Origin of the sequence: Vreelandella arcis, from assembly GCF_900103865.1 — a bacterium.
GTDB lineage: Bacteria > Pseudomonadota > Gammaproteobacteria > Pseudomonadales > Halomonadaceae > Vreelandella > Vreelandella arcis.
Genome location: NZ_FNII01000009.1, coordinates 92,891 through 111,023 on the forward strand (window position 1 = coordinate 92,891; position 18,133 = coordinate 111,023).

General features: G+C 58.3%; 16 protein-coding genes and 1 pseudogene. 12 read left to right on the plus strand and 5 right to left on the minus strand.

Annotated features, from left to right (window positions below; translation table 11 throughout):
- Positions 1–21 precede the first annotated feature (21 nt).
- Both BLR97_RS12290 and BLR97_RS12295 read left to right on the plus strand, forming a co-directional pair.
- Complete coding sequence (locus BLR97_RS12290; RefSeq protein ID WP_089706826.1) at positions 22–978, plus strand: NAD(P)-dependent oxidoreductase; 957 nt, start codon at positions 22–24, stop codon at positions 976–978.
- A gap of 52 nt (positions 979–1,030) precedes the next feature.
- A complete protein-coding gene (locus tag BLR97_RS12295; RefSeq protein WP_089706827.1) occupies positions 1,031–1,798 on the plus strand; it encodes a class II aldolase/adducin family protein in 768 nt (255 codons plus the stop codon).
- 121 nt (positions 1,799–1,919) lie between these two features.
- Here the strand turns inward: BLR97_RS12295 and BLR97_RS12300 are convergent, their stop codons facing one another.
- The 4 genes and pseudogenes from BLR97_RS12300 to BLR97_RS12315 form a co-directional block, all read right to left on the minus strand.
- The gene (locus BLR97_RS12300) at positions 1,920–2,750 is read right to left on the minus strand and encodes an ABC transporter permease (protein WP_089706828.1); all 831 of its coding nucleotides are present in this window, start codon (positions 2,748–2,750) and stop codon (positions 1,920–1,922) included.
- Between the two features lie 12 nt (positions 2,751–2,762).
- Positions 2,763–3,482 (minus strand): ABC transporter permease, encoded by a 720-nt coding sequence (locus BLR97_RS12305; protein WP_089706829.1) that lies wholly within the window; start codon positions 3,480–3,482, stop codon positions 2,763–2,765.
- Positions 3,483–3,551: 69 nt separating this feature from the next.
- Positions 3,552–4,328 (minus strand): transporter substrate-binding domain-containing protein, encoded by a 777-nt coding sequence (locus tag BLR97_RS12310; RefSeq protein WP_089706830.1) that lies wholly within the window; start codon positions 4,326–4,328, stop codon positions 3,552–3,554.
- 78 nt (positions 4,329–4,406) lie between these two features.
- Positions 4,407–5,176, minus strand: a pseudogene (locus tag BLR97_RS12315) (ABC transporter ATP-binding protein).
- Between the two features lie 316 nt (positions 5,177–5,492).
- Here BLR97_RS12315 and BLR97_RS12320 point away from each other — a divergent pair.
- Together BLR97_RS12320 and BLR97_RS12325 are read left to right on the plus strand one after the other, a co-directional pair.
- The gene (locus BLR97_RS12320) at positions 5,493–6,155 is read left to right on the plus strand and encodes a TetR family transcriptional regulator C-terminal domain-containing protein (protein ID WP_244511302.1); all 663 of its coding nucleotides are present in this window, start codon (positions 5,493–5,495) and stop codon (positions 6,153–6,155) included.
- Between the two features lie 25 nt (positions 6,156–6,180).
- Complete coding sequence (locus BLR97_RS12325; RefSeq protein ID WP_089706832.1) at positions 6,181–7,368, plus strand: pyridoxal phosphate-dependent aminotransferase; 1,188 nt, start codon at positions 6,181–6,183, stop codon at positions 7,366–7,368.
- A gap of 118 nt (positions 7,369–7,486) precedes the next feature.
- On the opposite strand, the gene BLR97_RS12330 is transcribed toward BLR97_RS12325, so the two are convergent.
- The gene (locus BLR97_RS12330; protein WP_089706833.1) at positions 7,487–8,383 is read right to left on the minus strand and encodes a LysR family transcriptional regulator; all 897 of its coding nucleotides are present in this window, start codon (positions 8,381–8,383) and stop codon (positions 7,487–7,489) included.
- 172 nt (positions 8,384–8,555) lie between these two features.
- Here BLR97_RS12330 and leuC point away from each other — a divergent pair, with 172 nt between their 5' ends.
- The 8 genes from leuC (at position 8,556) to trpB (ending at position 18,109) form a co-directional block, all read left to right on the plus strand.
- On the plus strand, positions 8,556–10,007 hold the full coding sequence (gene leuC, locus BLR97_RS12335) for a 3-isopropylmalate dehydratase large subunit (protein WP_089706834.1): 1,452 nt from the start codon (positions 8,556–8,558) through the stop codon (positions 10,005–10,007).
- Positions 10,008–10,010: 3 nt separating this feature from the next.
- The gene (gene leuD, locus BLR97_RS12340; RefSeq protein ID WP_089706835.1) at positions 10,011–10,658 is read left to right on the plus strand and encodes a 3-isopropylmalate dehydratase small subunit; all 648 of its coding nucleotides are present in this window, start codon (positions 10,011–10,013) and stop codon (positions 10,656–10,658) included.
- Between the two features lie 35 nt (positions 10,659–10,693).
- Positions 10,694–11,773: a 3-isopropylmalate dehydrogenase gene (gene leuB / locus BLR97_RS12345; protein WP_089706836.1), complete on the plus strand. Its 1,080-nt coding sequence runs from the start codon at positions 10,694–10,696 to the stop codon at positions 11,771–11,773.
- An 82-nt stretch (positions 11,774–11,855) separates the two neighbouring features.
- Positions 11,856–12,968 carry an aspartate-semialdehyde dehydrogenase gene (asd, locus tag BLR97_RS12350; protein ID WP_089706837.1) on the plus strand — a complete coding sequence of 371 codons (1,113 nt, stop codon included), beginning with the start codon at positions 11,856–11,858 and terminating at the stop codon, positions 12,966–12,968.
- A gap of 203 nt (positions 12,969–13,171) precedes the next feature.
- Positions 13,172–15,172, plus strand: coding sequence for a type IV pilus assembly protein FimV (locus BLR97_RS12355; protein ID WP_089706838.1), 2,001 nt, complete (start codon positions 13,172–13,174; stop codon positions 15,170–15,172).
- Positions 15,169–16,125, plus strand: a complete 957-nt coding sequence (gene truA / locus BLR97_RS12360; RefSeq protein ID WP_089706839.1) for a tRNA pseudouridine(38-40) synthase TruA — start codon at positions 15,169–15,171, stop codon at positions 16,123–16,125. The genes BLR97_RS12355 and truA overlap by 4 nt, the downstream gene beginning before the upstream one ends.
- Positions 16,125–16,763: a phosphoribosylanthranilate isomerase gene (locus tag BLR97_RS12365; RefSeq protein WP_089706840.1), complete on the plus strand. Its 639-nt coding sequence runs from the start codon at positions 16,125–16,127 to the stop codon at positions 16,761–16,763. Before truA ends, BLR97_RS12365 begins: the two co-directional genes overlap by 1 nt.
- Before the next feature lie 92 nt (positions 16,764–16,855).
- A complete protein-coding gene (gene trpB, locus BLR97_RS12370; protein WP_089706841.1) occupies positions 16,856–18,109 on the plus strand; it encodes a tryptophan synthase subunit beta in 1,254 nt (417 codons plus the stop codon).
- The last annotated feature ends 24 nt before the right edge of the window (positions 18,110–18,133 follow it).

An 18,133-nucleotide genomic window follows, 5' to 3' on the forward strand; every position in this document is an offset into this window, starting at 1 on the left:
ATGTGAACCGAAGGAAGCTGCATGACCAATGCGAATTCGATCCTGGGCGTCTATCTGAGTGATTCGCTTGATCTGGATGCCACTTATGGTGAAGCCCTGCGCGAGGGCGCCAGCGATGTCGTCTTGCGCCACCCGCACGAGATTGACAATCCTGCAGACGTACGCTTTGCGATCTGCTGGTTGCCCGACGAGAACGCCTTTGAGGCTTATCCTAATCTTGAGCTTGCAATGTCCATTGGTGCTGGCGTCGATGCTTTGTTGGCGCATCCCGGCCTAAGCAATGCGGTTCAGATCGCTCGGGTGCGCGATCCGCACCAGGCCGATTTGATGGCAGGATTTGCGGCGCATGAGGTGCTTCATCATGAACGCGACTTCGCCACTCTGGAAAGCAATGCCGTTAAGGCACATTGGCAGCCGCTGCCCATGCGCGCGCCGGCATCCGCCACGGTGGCGGTACTGGGCCATGGCACCATGGGCCGTGCGGTGGTGGAGGCGGTGGCCGCGCTCGGCTTTTCCGTGCGCGTGGCCTGCCGCAGCCAGCCGCAGGCGCCAGTCGAGGGGGTAACTTATCTGAGCGGTGAAAGCGCGGTGATGGATGCGGCGGATGGCGCCAATTATCTGATCAATGTGCTACCCCTGACGGCATCTACCCAGAGCGTGCTCAATAAAAACCTGTTCGCGACGCTCGCCTCGGGCGCTTGGCTGGTGCAGATTGGCCGCGGTGAGCATTTGGTCGAGGATGATCTGGTTCAGGCGATTAAGCGTGGTGATCTAGCGGGGGCGAGCCTGGATGTTTTCCGGGAAGAGCCGCTGCCCGAGGATCATCCTTTCTGGCAGCATGACTGCCTTCGCATCACCCCGCACATCGCCAGTGACTCGCTGCCGGAAGTGGTCGCGAGTCAGGTGATCGACACCGCTCGTGCCCTGCGCGATGGTCAGCCGCTTGCCATGGGTGTCGACCGGTCACGCGGTTACTGAAGCAAATCCTATTTACGCTGCATGACGATTACTTGCTGCAAAGGAGCGTCCGATGAGCCTCGATTCGTCTCAATCCAATACGATGAGCGACGCCGAACAACAGACCCGCATTGCGCTGGCGGCTTGCTATCGCCTGGCTGCCTACTACCGTCTGACGGATTTGATCTATACCCATATCACCGCACGGGTGCCGGGCGAGGAAGGTCATTTCTTGATCAACCCCTATGGCTGGCGGTGGGAGGAGATCACTGCTTCCTCGTTGGTGAAAATCAACGTTGACGGCCATAAGGTCGATGACAGTCCAGAACAGGTAAATCCGGCCGGTTTCACCATCCATTCCGCGATCCATGGCGCCAGCCATGATGCCGCCTGGGTAATGCATACCCATACGCGTGCCGGGGTGGCGGTGTCGTCGTTGGAATCAGGCCTCGAAACACGGCTTAACCAGATCGCGCTGCAGTTCCACGAGCGGGTGTCCTACCACGAGTATGAAGGCATTGCCCTGAACCTGGCCGAGCGCGAGCGCATTGTGGCAAGCCTTGGGCGTAATCCGGCGCTGATACTGCGCAATCACGGTCTGTTGACCACCGGCGCTTCGGCCGCTGAGATGTTCAATAATATGTTTTATCTGGAGCGTGCCTGCGAGCTTCAGGTGGCGGTGCGGTCCACCGGTCAGGCCGTGCGGCTGGTGCCGGAGGACGTAGCCCGCCATGTGGCACGCCAGTACGACCAGACCATTCATGAAGACGGCGATCTCAAACTTGAGTGGGCAGCCCACTTGCGTACCCTCGATGCGTTGGATCCAAGCTACAAGGATTGAGCTGTAACAGGTGCTAGAACAAAGAAGGGGGCGGCCATTGGGCCGCCCCCTTCTTTTTTGTTGATACCGTGGTTAAGCCTGTCGTTGGTAGGTATTGCCGCCACGACCAGGTGAGTGGGCGTCAGTACGGCACTCGGTTCTCCACCCAGCGCAAGCCAACGATCAGAATGCCGCTTAGGCACAGGTAGACAGCGACCAGGAACAGCAGCGGTTCGTAGGTCAGGTAGGTGGTCTGGCGCACCTGGGTAATCACCGCATACAGATCCATCACCGTGATGGTGGCGACCAGCGGCGTGGATTTCAGCTGCAGGATGATCTCGCCGGTTAGGGTTGGCAGGGCGCGGTGCAGGGCACGCGGAAACCAGACCCGGCAAAACACCTTGCGCCGGGACATACCGAAGGCCTCGGCGGCTTCCAGCTCGCCATGCGGCACGCCGGCAAAAGCACCCCGCATGATCTCACCTTGGTAGGCGGCGAACGATACGGTCAGAGCGATGAACCCATAGGGCCAGGCTTGGCGCAGGTAGTCCCAGGCCCAGGAGTCACGGATTTCCGGAAACTGGCCGAACAGCGCACCCAGGCCGAAGTAGAACAACCACAACTGCAGCAATAGCGGTGTGCCGCGGATCACGGTACAGAAGCCGGTGGCCAGCCAGCGCAGCGGCCAGATGCCGTTGACCTGCGCAAGCCCTAGCGGTAAAGCGAACAGGAAACCCACGACCACGCTGGAAACCAGCATAATCAGGGTCATCTGCAGCCCTTCCCAGAGCTTGGGTAGGTAGCCGGGCAGCCAGCTCCATTCCATCAGTTGAATCGCCGCCAACACACCGGCGATGAACAACGCCAGCAGGATGAGGCGATGAGGCTCGAGCAGCCCCGATAGCTTGTTTAACGTGCGCGTTCGCGAGGGGCGAACAAGCGACGCGATAGGGTGGGGGTCAGACACAGGCATTATTCCTCGAAATCAGCGTGCGGGGACAAGACCGCGCCGTGCGTGGCGCTCAAAGCGACGCAGGGCGAAGTTAGACACCAGCGTTAACGCCAGATACAGCACGCCCGCGGCGAGAAAAAACATGATGTAGTACTGGGTAGCACCAGCGGCCTGACGGGTGACTAACGTCAGCTCGCTGAAATCGATAACGGCCAGCAGGGCGGTGTCCTTGGTGGCGATCATCCATAGGTTAGCCATGCCGGGCAGGGCATGCGGGGTCATGGCAGGCAGTGTGACACGGCGCAGCACTTTCCCAGGGGGCATGCCGAAGGCATGAGCCGCTTCGATCTGGCCGCGGGGAATGGCGAGGATGGCACCGCGAAAGACTTCGGTTGCGTAGCCACCCTGCACCAGTCCGATGACCAGGATACCGGCGGTCAGGCCATCAATATTGACACCGCCGAAGCCCATGGCGCTCGAGGCGCGGCTTAGCAGGTCGGTGCCGACATAGTAGAACAGCAGCATCAATACCAGCTCTGGCACGGCGCGGATCACCATGGTGTAGATTTCCAGCAGGTCGCGGACGACCTTGTTGCCATACAGCTTACCGCTGGCGCCGGCGATGCCGATTAGGATGCCCAGCAGATAGCCGCCTGCTGCCAATTCGATCGAGCGCAGAAACCCAACCAGTAGCACCTTGCCCCACCCGGGGGGCGAATAGGCCAGCAGGCTAAAATCGAAGACAGTCGTCATAGTGGCGGTTGTCCTTGTTAAGGCGGAAAAGCGAAGGCCGCCTGTTGGGGCGGCCTTCGTGGGCGGGCATCAGCCGCCGTAGATATCGAAGTCGAAGTAGGGTTCAGTGATGGTCTCGTAAGTGCCGTCGGCGCGCATCGCATCGATAGCTGCGTTGACGTTTGCCTTGAGTTCGGTGTCGCTCTGGCGCAGGCCTACGCCCATGCCTTCGCTCATGAGGTCGGTGTCGCTGGGCACCTCACCGCGGTATTCGCAGCAGGCCTGGCCCGTCTCGGAGTTAATAAAGTCTTGCACGGCCAGGGTGTCGGCCACCACCGCGTCCAGGCGGCCAGCGACTAGGTCTTGAAGCTCTTCACTAAGAGTCTGGTAAACCTTGAGATCGGCTGTATCGGCGTAATGCTTGCGTGCATATTGCTCTTGGTTGGTGCCCGATTGAATGCCTAGATAAGCGCCCTCGACGCCCTCTGGGGTAGGCGTAATATCACTGTTTTTGAGCGCCACGATGCCGGTGGGGCTAGCGTAATATTTGTTGGAGAAGGCGATCTGTTCGGCGCGCTCCGGAGTGATCGACATCGAACCGATGATCATGTCGATCTTGCCGGTTTTGAGGGCGGGGATGATGCCCTCCCAGGCCACTGGCTTGATCTGGCACTCGGCGTCCAGGCGGTCGCATAGCTCATCGATGAAGTCGATCTCCCAGCCCGACCAGTTGCCGGCGGCATCCGGTGAGTAGAAAGGCGGGTAGGGCTCGGCGGACAGGCCGATCTTGTAGGTTTCGGCCAGGGCCGGTGCAGCGAAGATGCTTAGGCCGATAAGGCTGGCGGTGGTGGTTAGTGTCTTGATCATAGAAACTTCCTCTGTGGTTTTCAGTGTTGTTTAAAGGGTCTGTCCTGTTTAAAGGCGTGGCGGAAATGCCATTGACGGTCAGGCCACCGAACTGATGAATTGCTTCAGGTGCGGTGAGCGAGGGTCGCCAAAAATCTGCTCGGGAGGGCCCTGCTCTTCGATGATGCCTTCGCGCAGAAACACCACGTGGCTAGCCACGTCCCGCGCAAAAGCCATTTCGTGGGTCACCAGCAGCATGGTGCGGTGTTCGGCGGCTAGATCACGGATCACGGCGAGCACTTCGCCGACCAGTTCTGGATCTAACGCCGAGGTGGGTTCATCGAACAGTATGGCCAGCGGGTCGACGGCCAGTACGCGAGCAATAGCGGTTCGCTGCTGTTGCCCGCCGGACATGAAGCTTGGATACATGTCTTTCTTACTGCCAAGCCCCACCCGGTCGAGCAACCCCTCGGCGCGATGAATAGCCTCGTCACGCTTCATGCCCAGCACATGAATGGGCACCTCGATGACGTTTTCCAGCACCGTGCGGTGCGGCCAGAGGTTGAAATTCTGGAAGACCATGCCGAGGTGGGCGCGAATGCGCTGAACCTGGCGCCGATCAGCAATTTCCAGGTCGCCGTGGCGGGCGGATCGCAGGCGATAAGTTTCGCCTTGAATCGCCACCTCGCCTGAGGTTGGGCGTTCTAGCAAGTTGATGCACCGCAGTAGTGTCGACTTGCCCGAGCCCGACCCGCCAATGATGGCGACAATATCGCCCTGGTTGGCGGTCAGGGAATACCTTTCAGAACCTCTAGGGAGCCGAATTGCTTGCGCAGGTCGCGTATCTCTATTGCAGGTTCGTTTGCCATTGGTTCTCTCGTCTCTGGGGGCGCCCATCTGCCTCCCGGAGCGGGAAACGTCGTCATATTAGAAGGCGCTTGCAATTAATTTCTTGTTATACGACAGTATAACTGTAAGCCAAGTCCGACGAGATTCAAAGTATCAACATTCAACGAAAGATGAATCTGATGCGGTTGGTTAGTCGACTTCATGAGCAGGTTAGGCGCCAAACTCACAAGGTTATCAGCAGTTTACCTTATTAAATGGTGGCGCCTCTACGAAGTGCTGATCTACTTGACGTGAAAACGCTGAGACGGCTGCTTTTTACCGGAAGCGATGGGAACTATGAGCAGGAAATCATTTCAACGTTGGTCCATGGACGCACGGCGACGCAGCTTGCTCGAAGCCACCCTGGATTGTGTGGCCGAGCATGGTATGAGCGGCGCTACCGCAAGGCGCGTGGCTGAACGTGCCGGGGTGACAGCGGGCCTCATTCGCCATTATTTCGGCTCCAAAGAGGCGATGGTGAGTGCTGCGTATGGCTACCTGATCGGGCAACTGACCAACGAAGCCGGGGAGTCTGCCGAGAAAGGTAGTGAGGCGCCCGAGCAGCGGTTGGCGCGCTTTATCGTCGCCAATGTCACCGCGCCCAACCTGTCTCCGCGCAAAGTAGCGTTATGGGCCACCTTTATCGGACGGGTGCGTACCGAGCCGGCCTATGCCGATATCCACCGGGAAAGCTACCGCGAATTCATGGCCCTGCTGGAAACGCTGATTCACCCGCTGCTTATGGGGCTTAAACGTCCGGCGGATCCCACCACTTGCCAGCACTATGCCATTGCCCTGAATGCCGTGATCGATGGTCTGTGGCTTGAAGGGGGGCTAGGGCACGGCCTCTACGACACGGCGCTGCTGCCGAAAATCGCACTGAGCGCAGCGGAGGGTATCCTCGCGCTGCCTAGCAACACCCTGATGCAGCATGCCGCTGCCGATTCACTGTCTTCTTAACCCGCAACACGATAGGAAATAACTCATGCGCTACGCCGCGATTACCGATCGCCTGTATGATCTAGGTGGTGACAAATGGGCGGTGCACAACGCCGCCAGAGCACGCCAGGCCAAGGGTGAAGAAATCATCGAATTGAGTATCGGCGAGCCGGACATTACCACCGATCGCGCCCTGGTTGAGCACTGCGTCGATGCTTTGCGAGCCGGTCGTACCCGTTATTCCAACGGGCGCGGTGAGCCGGGCCTGGTGGATGCACTGATCGATACCTATGCGTCTCGTTTGCCCGACATAAGTGAGGAGAACGTGCTGTGCTTCCCTGGTACCCAGACCGCGCTGTTCGCCGTGATCCTGGCGCTGGTCAATGAAGGGGAAGGCGTGATCACCGGCGATCCCTACTACGCCACCTATGAAGGGGTGATTCGCGCTGCAGGCGCGCATTTGCAGCCGGTGCCGCTGCGCATGGCGCATGGCTTCATCATGCAACCCGAAGATCTGGCTGCCGCCATCACGCCGCAAAGCCGGGTGCTGATGCTCAATACACCCCATAACCCCACGGGTGCGGTGTTGGATCGCGAGTCTCTGGAGCAGTTGGGCCAATTATGCATTGAGCATGACCTGTGGATTCTCTGCGATGAGGTTTACGAGGCGTTGATTTTTGATGGTGATTTTGTCTCACCGCTGGAAATCGAAGCGCTGCGTGAGCGCACCGTGGTGGTGTCCTCAATCTCCAAGAGCCATGCCGCCACCGGTTTCCGCAGCGGTTGGTCCATCGGCCCGGTGGAATTCTCGCGGCGGCTGCTGCCGATCTCGGAAACCATGCTGTTCGGCAACCAACCGTTTATCGCCGATATGACCGAAGTGGCCCTGCGACAGCATTTTGACACCGCCGACCGCCTGCGTGAGGCGCTGGGGCGGCGTGCTAAGCTTCTGCATGAGGCCATCAGCGAGTTGCCGATGCTGTCGTCAAGCTTGCCTCAGGGCGGTATGTTCCTGATGATTGATGTTTCCAAGACCGGTCTGGACGGGGAGGCCTTTGCCTGGCGCCTACTCGAAGAGCAGGGTGTGGCGGTAATGCCTGGCGCCTCTTTTGGCGAGAGTGCCACGACATTGATTCGGTTGGCGCTGACGGTACCGGACGAGGTGTTAATGCAGACGGTCGACAGGTTGGCAGCGCTTTGTCAGAGCCTGGAAGGCAATAGGCTGGAAGCTTAAAAGGCGGTCACCGAGGATGGCGGCCTGACTGGGTGTCGAATTGACTTGATTGCTTTATTCGTCATGGCGTCCGCCATGGCGAATTTTTATTGGATGCGCACAAACGTCGCTCAGTTGGTTAAGCGTTGGTCTCTTCCTTGCGCGCACTTTCTAATTCCTCAATCATCTTTTTTGCGGCGTTAGACAGCGTGCGGTTGGTATGAACCAGGTAGCCTAGCGGGCGGTGGAGCGGGGCGGTCGCCACGTCTAGCTCGACAAGATCGTGGTCGAGCATTTTCTCCGGCAGCAGGCTCCAGCCTAACCCCACGCTGCACATCATTTTGAGCGTTTCTAAGTAGTTGGTGGCCATGCTGACCGGCAGTTCCAGGCCGACTTCTTCAAAGCGCTGGGCAATCAGCGTGCCGGTAAACGTCCTCGCGCCGGGCATCACGCAGTTGTAGTCGCACAGGGTTGCAAGCGACAACGCCCCCGGTTGGTCAGCGTTGGCCAGCGGATGGTCGGGGGCGCAGACAAAGCACAGCCGGTCGCGCCATAGCTCCACTACGTGCAGTTGCTCGACGGGGTGGGGTGCCAGGGTCACCACGGCCATTTCCAGCGAGCCATCACGCACGCCCTGGTAGGCAAGTTCCGAGTCCAGAAAATGCAGATCCAGCTCTACCTCTGGGTGGCGTTGTGTGTAGTGCTTCAAAATGGGCGGCAGGCGGTGCAGCCCAATGTGGTGGCTGGTAGCCACGGTCAAGCGCCCGCCCACCTGGCCGGAAAGATTGGCCAGCGCCCGTCGGCTGTCTTCAACAGTGAATAAAATCTGCCGCGCCTGGGGCAGCAGCACACTACCTGCCTCCGTTAACGCAATGCGCCGTCCAATGCGGTCGAACAGCCTAGCACCCACCTGGGTCTCTAGTGTGGCAATGCGCTTGCTGACGGCGGGCTGGGTCAAGTAAAGCTCTTCTGCCGCGCGTGAGAAACTTTGTGTGTCGGCTACGGCCAAAAAGGCTTGAAGGCTTTGGGTGTCCATTGCGTGAGGTATCCGTGCGGCAATTGGTCTTGTATTCCGTTTTGGAATCTAAACTATGAATAACATGAATTGCTTTTATCTTCGAGCCGCGTGACACTCTTTCTACGCGTTATAAAAGCAGCGCCAACAAGCTGCTGTTACGAACTAGCAGGGCCTTGCCCGGGAGAAGCACATGTCAGGTCAGACACTTTACGATAAGTTGTGGAATCAGCATTTGGTCAAGCAGCGCGATGACGGCACTGCGCTGATCTATATCGACCGCCACATGCTCCACGAAGTGACCTCGCCCCAGGCGTTTGAAGGCCTGCGGTTGGCGAACCGTAAGCCGTGGCGGTTGGATGCCAACCTCGCCACCACTGACCACAACGTGCCAACCACGCTGGAAGAACGCGCCCAGGGTAATAGTGGCATTAAAGACCCCGTGTCGTTGATTCAGGTGCAAACCCTTGACGATAACTGCGTTGAGTACGGTATTACCGAATTCAGGATTAACGACCCACGCCAGGGCATCGTTCACGTGGTTGGGCCGGAGCAGGGTGCCACTTTGCCGGGCATGACGGTGGTCTGCGGTGACTCTCACACGGCGACTCACGGTGCCTTTGGCGCACTGGCTCACGGTATTGGCACCTCTGAAGTTGAGCACGTGCTGGCCACCCAGTGTTTGTTGACCCAGAAAATGAAAAACATGCAGGTGCGCGTCGAAGGCGAATTGGGCCTTGGCGTCACCGCGAAAGACGTGGTGCTGGCAATCATCGGCAAAATTGGTACCGCGAGCGGCACCGGCTGCGCGATTGAGTTCGCCGGTAGTGCCATTGAGTCGCTGTCCATGGAAGGTCGCATGACGGTGTGCAACATGGCCATTGAAGCGGGCGCTCGTGTGGGCATGATCGCGGTGGACGACACCACGATCGACTATATCGGCAATCGCCCCTATTCGCCGACTGGCGAGCAGTGGGAAGCCGCCGTGGCCGACTGGCGCAACTTGGTGTCGGATCCGGACGCTAAGTTCGACAACGTCGTTACTCTGCAAGCCGAAGACATCGAGCCACAGGTTAGTTGGGGCACCAGCCCGGAAATGGTCACCGGTATTTCAGGCCAGGTGCCGGATCCCAGTGCTGCGCCGGATGAAACCGTGCAGCGTAGCCATACTCGTGCGCTTGAGTACATGGGGCTTCAACCCAATCAGAAAATCACCGATATCAAGCTGGATAAAATCTTTATCGGCTCCTGTACCAACTCGCGCATCGAAGATTTGCGCGAAGCCGCTAAAGTCGCCAAGGGCAAGAAAGTCGCCGACTCCATTATGCTGGCCATGGTGGTGCCGGGCTCTGGTTTGGTGAAGCGTCAGGCCGAGGAAGAGGGTCTGGATAAAATCTTCATCGAAGCCGGCTTTGAATGGCGCGAGCCGGGCTGCTCCATGTGTTTGGCGATGAATGCGGACAAATTGGGCGCGGGTGAGCACTGTGCTTCAACCTCTAACCGCAATTTTGAAGGACGCCAGGGCTACGGTGGTCGCACTCATTTAGTTAGCCCCGCCATGGCGGCGGCGGCAGCGATTGCCGGTTACTTTGTCGACGTGCGTAGCCTGCCCGCCAACGACGCCACCCACGCTCAGGAGGCTTAAGCCATGAAAAAGTTTGAACGTTTTGAAGGCGTGGTCGCGCCGTTGGATCGCGCTAACGTGGATACCGACCTGATCATTCCGAAGCAGTTTTTGAAGTCGATCAAGCGCACCGGTTTTGGGGTGAACTTGTTTGACGATCTGCGCTATCTGGATGAAGGCGAGCCCGGCCAAGACTGCTCGCAGCGTCCGTTGAACCCGGATTTTGTGCTCAATCAGCCGCGCTATCAAAACGCCGAGGTACTGCTAACCCGTCGTAACTTTGGCTGCGGTAGCTCTCGCGAGCACGCGCCCTGGGCGCTGGAAGATTTTGGCTTCAAGGTGGTTATTGCGCCAAGCTTTGCTGATATCTTCTACAACAACGCGTTTAAAAATGGCTTGTTGCTGATCACGTTATCGGAAGATGAAGTGGAGCGCCTGTTCAACGAAGTGGAGGCCAAAGATGGCTACCAGTTGGACATTGATTTAGAGCAGCAGCGAATTATCACGCAGCGCGGTGAGATTCTTGAATTCGAGGTGGACGAATTCCGTAAGCACTGCCTGCTGAACGGCTTGGACGATATTGGTATTACGCTTCAAGACGAAGAGGCTATTCGTGCTTTTGAGCAAAAACATAAAGCCGCACGCCCCTGGCTGTTTCGCCAGACTGCGTAAGCCAGCCTCTCATCATTGAATGCTAAGGACGTTGCATGACTCACAAAGTTTTATTGCTCCCCGGTGACGGAATCGGCCCCGAGATCGCCGCTCAGGCGGCGCGGCTGTTAAAAGCCTGTCAGGACGCTGGCTTGGATATTGAGGTGGAAGAAGCGCTGGTTGGCGGCGCTGCTTACGATGCTCACGGCGACCCGCTGCCCGCGGAAACCCTCGATAAAGCTAAAGCCGCTAGTGCCATTCTGCTGGGGGCGGTGGGTGGCCCCAAGTGGGACAAAATCGAAGATCTCGCCAAGCGACCCGAAAAAGGCTTGCTAGGCCTGCGTAAAAACCTGGGGTTGTTCGGCAACCTGCGCCCGGCGATGCTCTACCCGCAGCTCGCCAGCGCCTCTAGCTTAAAGCCTGAGCTAGTCGCCGGGCTGGATATTATGATTGTTCGCGAGTTGACCGGTGGCATCTACTTCGGCCATCCGCGTGGTATCGAAGAGCGCAACGGTGAGCGCGTGGGCTTTAACACCTACGTGTATTCCGAAAGCGAGATTGAACGGATTGGCCGCGTGGCGTTTGAAATGGCCCAGAAACGTGGCAAAAAACTCTGCTCGGTAGATAAAGCCAACGTTCTTGAAGTGACCATTTTATGGCGCGAGGTCATGGAACGTCTGGCACCGGAATACCCGGACGTTGAGCTATCGCACATGTATGTCGATAACGCCGCCATGCAGCTAGTGCGCGCGCCCAAGCAGTTTGATGTGGTGGTCACCGGCAATATGTTCGGCGACATTCTTTCCGACGCCGCCGCTATGCTCACCGGCTCCATCGGCATGCTGCCGTCCGCCTCGCTCAACGAAAGCGGGCAGGGCATGTACGAGCCCTGCCATGGCAGCGCGCCGGATATCGCCGGCCAGAACATGGCCAACCCGCTGGCCATGATGCTCTCGGTGGCCATGATGCTGCGTTACTCGCTGGGTGAAAATGCCATGGCCGAGCGTATTGAAGCCGCCGTGGGCAGCGTGCTGGATGATGGCTTGCGCACCGCGGATATTGCATCAGAGGGTATGCAGACCATCGGCACCGACGCCATGGGCGATGCCGTGCTGGCGGCGTTTGCTAAGCAGTGAAACCCTCAGTTTCGCGCTTATAAAACCACCGTCAAGAATCGTGTATAATGCAAACACTCATTCTTTGCAGGAGGACTTCATAATGTTGAAAGTCGGTTTCGTGGGATGGCGCGGCATGGTGGGCTCAGTGCTGATGCAGCGCATGCTGGAAGATGGTGATTTCAACGGCATCGAGCCGGTGTTTTTCACCACCTCCCAGGTCGGCCAGCCCGGCCCCGACATCGGTGTGGATGTGCCTCCGCTGAAAGATGCCTTTGATATCGATGCGCTGAAAGCGCTGGATGTCGTTGTGACCTGTCAGGGCGGTGATTACACCAAGCCCGTTTACAAAGACCTGCGCAACGCTGGCTGGAAAGGCTACTGGGTTGACGCCGCCAGCACGCTGCGCATGGAAGATGAAGCGACCATTGTATTGGATCCGGTTAACCGCAAGGTAATTGACGCCCAGCTAGCTAAAGGCGCCAAAACCTTTGTCGGTGGCAACTGCACCGTGAGCCTGATGCTGATGGGACTGGGTGGGTTGTTTGAAGCCGATATGATCGAGTGGATGACCTCCATGACTTACCAGGCGGCCTCGGGTTCTGGCGCGAAGCACATGCGCGAGCTGCTTAACCAGATGGGGACATTACGCGACAGTGTTGGCGAAGAACTGAAAGATACTTCAAGCGCGATCCTGGATATTGATCGCAAGGTAACGGCCGCCATGCGCGGTGGCGACTTCCCCACTGACAATTTCGGCGCGCCGCTAGCCGGCAGCTTGCTGCCGTGGATCGACACCAAGTTGGAAAATGGCCAAAGCCGCGAAGAGTGGAAAGGTAACGTCGAGACCAATAAGATTCTCGGCCTCGGCGATAACCCGATTCCCATCGATGGCCTATGCGTGCGTATCGGCGCGATGCGCTCACACAGTCAGGCGTTTACTATCAAGCTGAAGCAGGATGTGCCGATAGATGAAATCGAGGATCGGCTTGCCAAGCACAATGAGTGGGTCAAGGTGATTCCCAACGAGAAAGACGCCACCATCGACGGCTTAACACCGGCAGCCGCAACAGGCACGCTACAAGTGCCGGTTGGTCGCTTGCGGAAGATGCAAATGGGTGGTGAATATCTCTCTGCCTTTAGCGTTGGCGACCAACTGCTGTGGGGTGCGGCCGAGCCACTTAAGCGTATGCTGAAGATTTTGCGCGAGCAATAATCTAACGCTTAGGTCAAGCCAGCACTAAGTGCGGTTAAAAACGGGGGGCGAATCAAACGCTTCCCGTTTTTTTATGCGTGCTTGTTTTTTGTGCGATACAGAGCAGTACTATGGTAAAAACGTATGAGTCAGCTGCACAATGAAGCAGTAACGTTCTATAAAAACGCTGTATATAAAAAGCCAGATTGGCAACAGGGGCATCCATGAAACAAGTAGGCGCACTGGCCGTAGGGCTGTGGCTAAGCATGGTGGGGTCATTAAGCTGGGCGCTTGATCTGGGGCCTGCGCAGGTGAACTCCAGCTTAGACGCCCGGTTGGAGGCCACGCTCCCGCTTGTCGATAGCGGGAGTTACCCGCGCTCGTCCTTTGACGTTAGCGTTGCTGACCAGAGTGACTTTGAATCGGCGGGTGTCGAATGGACGCCGCTGGCGGGTAGCGTGCAGGTTGCCATAGAAGAGCGCCAAGGGCAGCGCGTGGTGGTGCTCACCAGCGATGCGCCGGTGACGTCGCCTTGGCTCGACCTCTTGCTTACCGTGTCATCGCCCGACGGCCAGCAGACGCAGGAAATCACGCTGCTGTTTGATCCCCCCGATTACGCCGTTCGTGGGGAAAGTGCCAACCGCGAGCCTGTCGCCCAGCCAAGCCCTGCTGAGCGCGCTTCTACAACGGCGTCGCAAAACCCAGTAGCTACGCAGGGCGATGCCTATGTGCGTAGCGGCGATACGTTGTGGAGTGTCGCGGCACGGACCAAGCCTGCGCAAGCCAGCGTTCAACAAATGATGCTCGCGCTACTGGAAGCCAACCCCAGTGCGTTCCCCTCGGGTAATATCCACCAAATGCGCGCCGCCCAGCGGCTGACGCTGCCCGATGATTCGCGCGTGATGGCGCGTTCGCCGGATCAGGCAGCTGACACCATTCGCGCAATGAACGCTGCATGGCAGCGCCGCGATGAAAACGGCCCCGATCCGGTGGCGCTACCCGAGGTGGCAAGCGGTGATGATAGCGCAACACCTAACGAGGCAAATGACAGCGACGCCGAGACCGTCGAGGCGAATCGCGCATCCGCAGCGCCGGCAGCGTCTTCAGGTACGGACGCTAACTCAGCGGAAGCCCCGCTAATTGACCCAACCGTGGTCAGTGCGGTGCGGGTGCTTGCCAACATGGCGCCCAGCGCGTCATCTTCGTCGTCATCAGCATCTTCAGCTTCGCTGGAGGATGTGCCGGGCGAGCAATGGCAGCAAGAGCGCGACGCGATGCGTCGCGAGTTAGCCGCGTTGCGTGAGGAGGTGGCTCGGTTAAGCGATGTGGTCGCCACGCAGCAACGGTCACCGGCTGAGGCCGCAAGCCTGCCTATCGTCGAGCGGCTTGGCGACTATCAATGGTGGTTGCTGCTAAGCGCGCTGCTCCTGCTGGTGGGGCTGTTGATAACGGTGCGCCGCCGTCGACAGCAGTGGGAAACACCACCGCCGATGGCAGCGACGGGCGCTGAGAAACCCCAAAAGCCCTCGTCTGGGGCGACGGGGTCGAGCCGCGTGTCTCCATCGGTGTCGTCAGTACCGCCTTCCCAAGAGACACCGGCGGTGTCGCCCTCAGCGGTAAGCGAGATGGCCTTGACGGTGGATATTAGCCAGCCTTCACCTGAGCAAACGGCCCCCGAACAGGCAGCCACGGAATATACGGCGTACGATGCATCGTTGGATAGGGCGGCTATGGTCAATACTCAAGCGGCAGGGCTGATCGAGATTGGCCAAGAACGGCGTTTAGCGTTAAAAGCGTTGCCCGCCGGGCATGACCCTGAGCTATGGCTTGCGCCTCCCGCTAAGCCTCATTCGGTGGCAGCGATGCTGTCGGCAATGGGATACCCCAGTACGTCGGAGGACGCGCCTGTCGCTACGCCTGAGCCGGCAGCGACGCCTGAAGAAGCGGCCGTGCCTGAATCTGAGCTTGAGCGGACGTCGTTGCGGGGGAGCCAGGACGGCGCTTGGATGATTGATTATCAGCCGCCGACGCTGGCCTCAGAAAAAGCGGCACGCCAGGAAACACCCATGCAACCCACGGTTGAATTTGATGCCCAGCGTGAAGTGCCGCCATCGTCTCCCGCTGCCCGTGAGCCTGAATGGGATATCGAGGAGGTAGCATTTGCGCCCACTCCTCGCGATAATAGCGCGCCTTCCACCCCCGGCAACGTTGATAAGAGGCGATGACGCTGTTTTACCATTTTGATGAGACACAACCGTTAACCGGCCGCTTGGCGATGGGCATCGAATACGATGGCACTCGCTTTTGTGGTTTCCAACGACTAAAGCACGCCGCCTCAGTGCAGGCGTCGGTGGAGGACGCGCTGAGTAAAGTGGCCGGCGCGCCAGTTCAGATCCATGCCAGCGGTCGAACCGACTCCGGCGTGCATGCAACCCGCCAAGTGGTTCATTTCGATCCCCCGGCCCAGCGTTCGGAAAAAGCCTGGGTTTTTGGGGCAAATACCAATTTGCCCAGGGATGTCTCGATACGCTGGGTTAAGCCAGTGTCGGATGATTTTCACTCACGCTTGGGCGCGCTGGCGCGTCGCTATCGCTATCTGTTTTTGAACCAACTCAGCCGCCCCGTATTGGAGCGGCATAATGTCACCTGGTGCCGGGATCCACTGGATGCGGACGCCATGCACCGAGCGGCGCAGGCGCTGGTGGGGGAGCATGACTTTTCAAGCTTTCGTGCAGCAGGGTGCCAGTCAAAAACACCATGGCGACAAATGCACTTTGTTGATGTGAAACGCTACGGCCCGCTGGTGATGATTGATATTCAAGGCAATGCGTTCTTGCATCATATGATTCGCAACATTGCCGGTGCCTTGGTTAGCGTGGGCCGCGGGGCCCAAGACGAGGGCTATATTGAACGCCTGATGGCGCTTCAAAACCGTAAACTAGGCGATGTCACCGCACCGGCCTGTGGTTTGCATTTTGTTGACTCGGTTTACGACGAGCGCTTTGATCTGCCCAAGGAACCGCTGGGTCCGAACCTGCTGGCCTTTTCCGGCGAATGGACAGGGGAGCGCGAGCTCCCCGACAACGAGCGCGTGGCGGCCAGGCGGCGGCTGACCTTTACCAAGCCCAAGCCGGGTACTACCCGTGAAGCCCCCGAAAAGCCCCAGGAGACGTCTTGATGAGCGCTGAGCCCTTATTGCGTACCCGGGTTAAATTTTGCGGTTTTACCCGCGAGGATGACGTTGCCAGGGCCGTGGCATTGGGGGTCGATGCCCTGGGCTTTGTGATGTGGCCCAAGAGTTCGCGCAGCGTTAGCGTTGAGCAGCTGGCGCCGCTTGCATCCTCTGTGCCTGCCTTTGTGAGTCGCGTGGGGTTGTTCGTCGACCCGTCAGTCGAGGCGGTAGAGCAGTGTTTGCCGCATTTGGATTTGCTGCAATTCCATGGCGACGAATCGCCGGAATTTTGTGCTGCCTTCGGCCGTCCTTGGATCAAGGCGTTACGCATGCGCGAGACAATCAATTTGTCCGAAGAAGCAGAGCGTTACGGACAAGCCCAGGCGCTGCTGTTAGACGCTTATCGACCGGGCACGCCGGGCGGTACTGGAGAAGCATTTGATTGGTCGAGAATCCCCGCAACACTAGCAAAACCTGTTATTCTCGCGGGAGGATTGACGCCTGAGAATGTCGCACAAGCCGTGCATCAAGTGATGCCCTATGCGGTGGATGTTTCCGGCGGAATTGAAGCCTCGCGCGGCTGTAAAGATGCCCGTAAAATGGCGTTGTTTATGCGTCAAGTGGCGCTCGCTGACGTGCGTTAGGTTGGTTACGCAGTTCGGTTTTTCGTTCGTCTGCGTCTTAATGTGAATTCATTTATTGTTTGCCTGTTCTGGCGATCTTGTGAGGTACCCCTGTGACTGTCTCAGCAACTGGTGCTTCTGAAACCGTTTCTAAAACACGTTTCAGTGAACTGACCAAAATGCCGGACGCCCGTGGTCATTTTGGCCCCTATGGCGGCCGGTTCGTGTCAGAAACCTTGAGCTTTGCTCTGGAAGAGTTGGAGCAGACTTATTTGAGTCTGCGCGACGACCCCGATTTTCAGGCTGAGTTTGATCGTGATCTCGCCCACTTCGTAGGGCGGCCATCGCCGCTTTATCACGCCCAGCGATGGTCGCAAGCGCTTGGCGGGGCTCAAATCTGGCTGAAGCGCGAAGACCTGAACCACACCGGTGCCCACAAGGTTAATAACACTATTGGCCAGGCATTGCTGGCCAAAAAGACCGGCAAGCCGCGAGTTATCGCTGAAACCGGTGCCGGCCAGCACGGTGTGGCCACCGCCACCGTGGCGGCACGCTTGGGCCTTGAGTGCGATGTTTACATGGGCGCGGCGGACGTTGAGCGACAAAAGCTTAATGTGTATCGCATGCGCTTGTTGGGCGCGCGGGTGATTCCGGTTGAATCGGGTACGCGTACCCTGAAAGACGCGATGAACGAAGCACTGCGCGACTGGGTGACCAACGTCGATAACACCTTCTATATTATCGGCACCGTAGCGGGGCCGCATCCTTACCCGCAACTGGTGCGTGATTTCAACGCCGTGGTGGGGCGTGAGGCGCGCCGTCAGTCGCTTGAGCAGATCGGTCGTCTGCCCGATGCACTAGTCGCTTGCGTGGGCGGTGGCTCGAACGCCATTGGTCTGTTCTATCCGTTTGTTGAAGATGATGATGTCGCTATGTACGGCGTCGAAGCCGGTGGCGATGGGATTGAAACCGGCCGTCATGCGGCTCCGTTATCGTCCAACGCACCGCGTGGCGTGCTGCACGGTAACCGTACCTATTTAATGTCCGACGAAGCGGGTCAGGTCTCCGATACCCACTCGATTTCAGCCGGACTGGATTATCCCGGTGTGGGGCCCGAGCACGCCTTATGGAAAGACGTTGGTCGAGTGAATTACGTAGCTGCTAATGATCAGGATGTGCTGGTGGCTTTCCGCGAGCTAACGCACATGGAAGGCATTATGCCGGCCCTTGAAACAGCCCACGCGTTGGCTTATGCCAAAGTGCTGGCGCCCACTATGCGTGCTGATCAACACATCGTGATTAACTTATCGGGCCGCGGTGACAAAGATATTATGACGGTGGCCAAGATTGACGGCATCGAATTTTAAGGGCCAGAGATTTTTTAAGGGCAA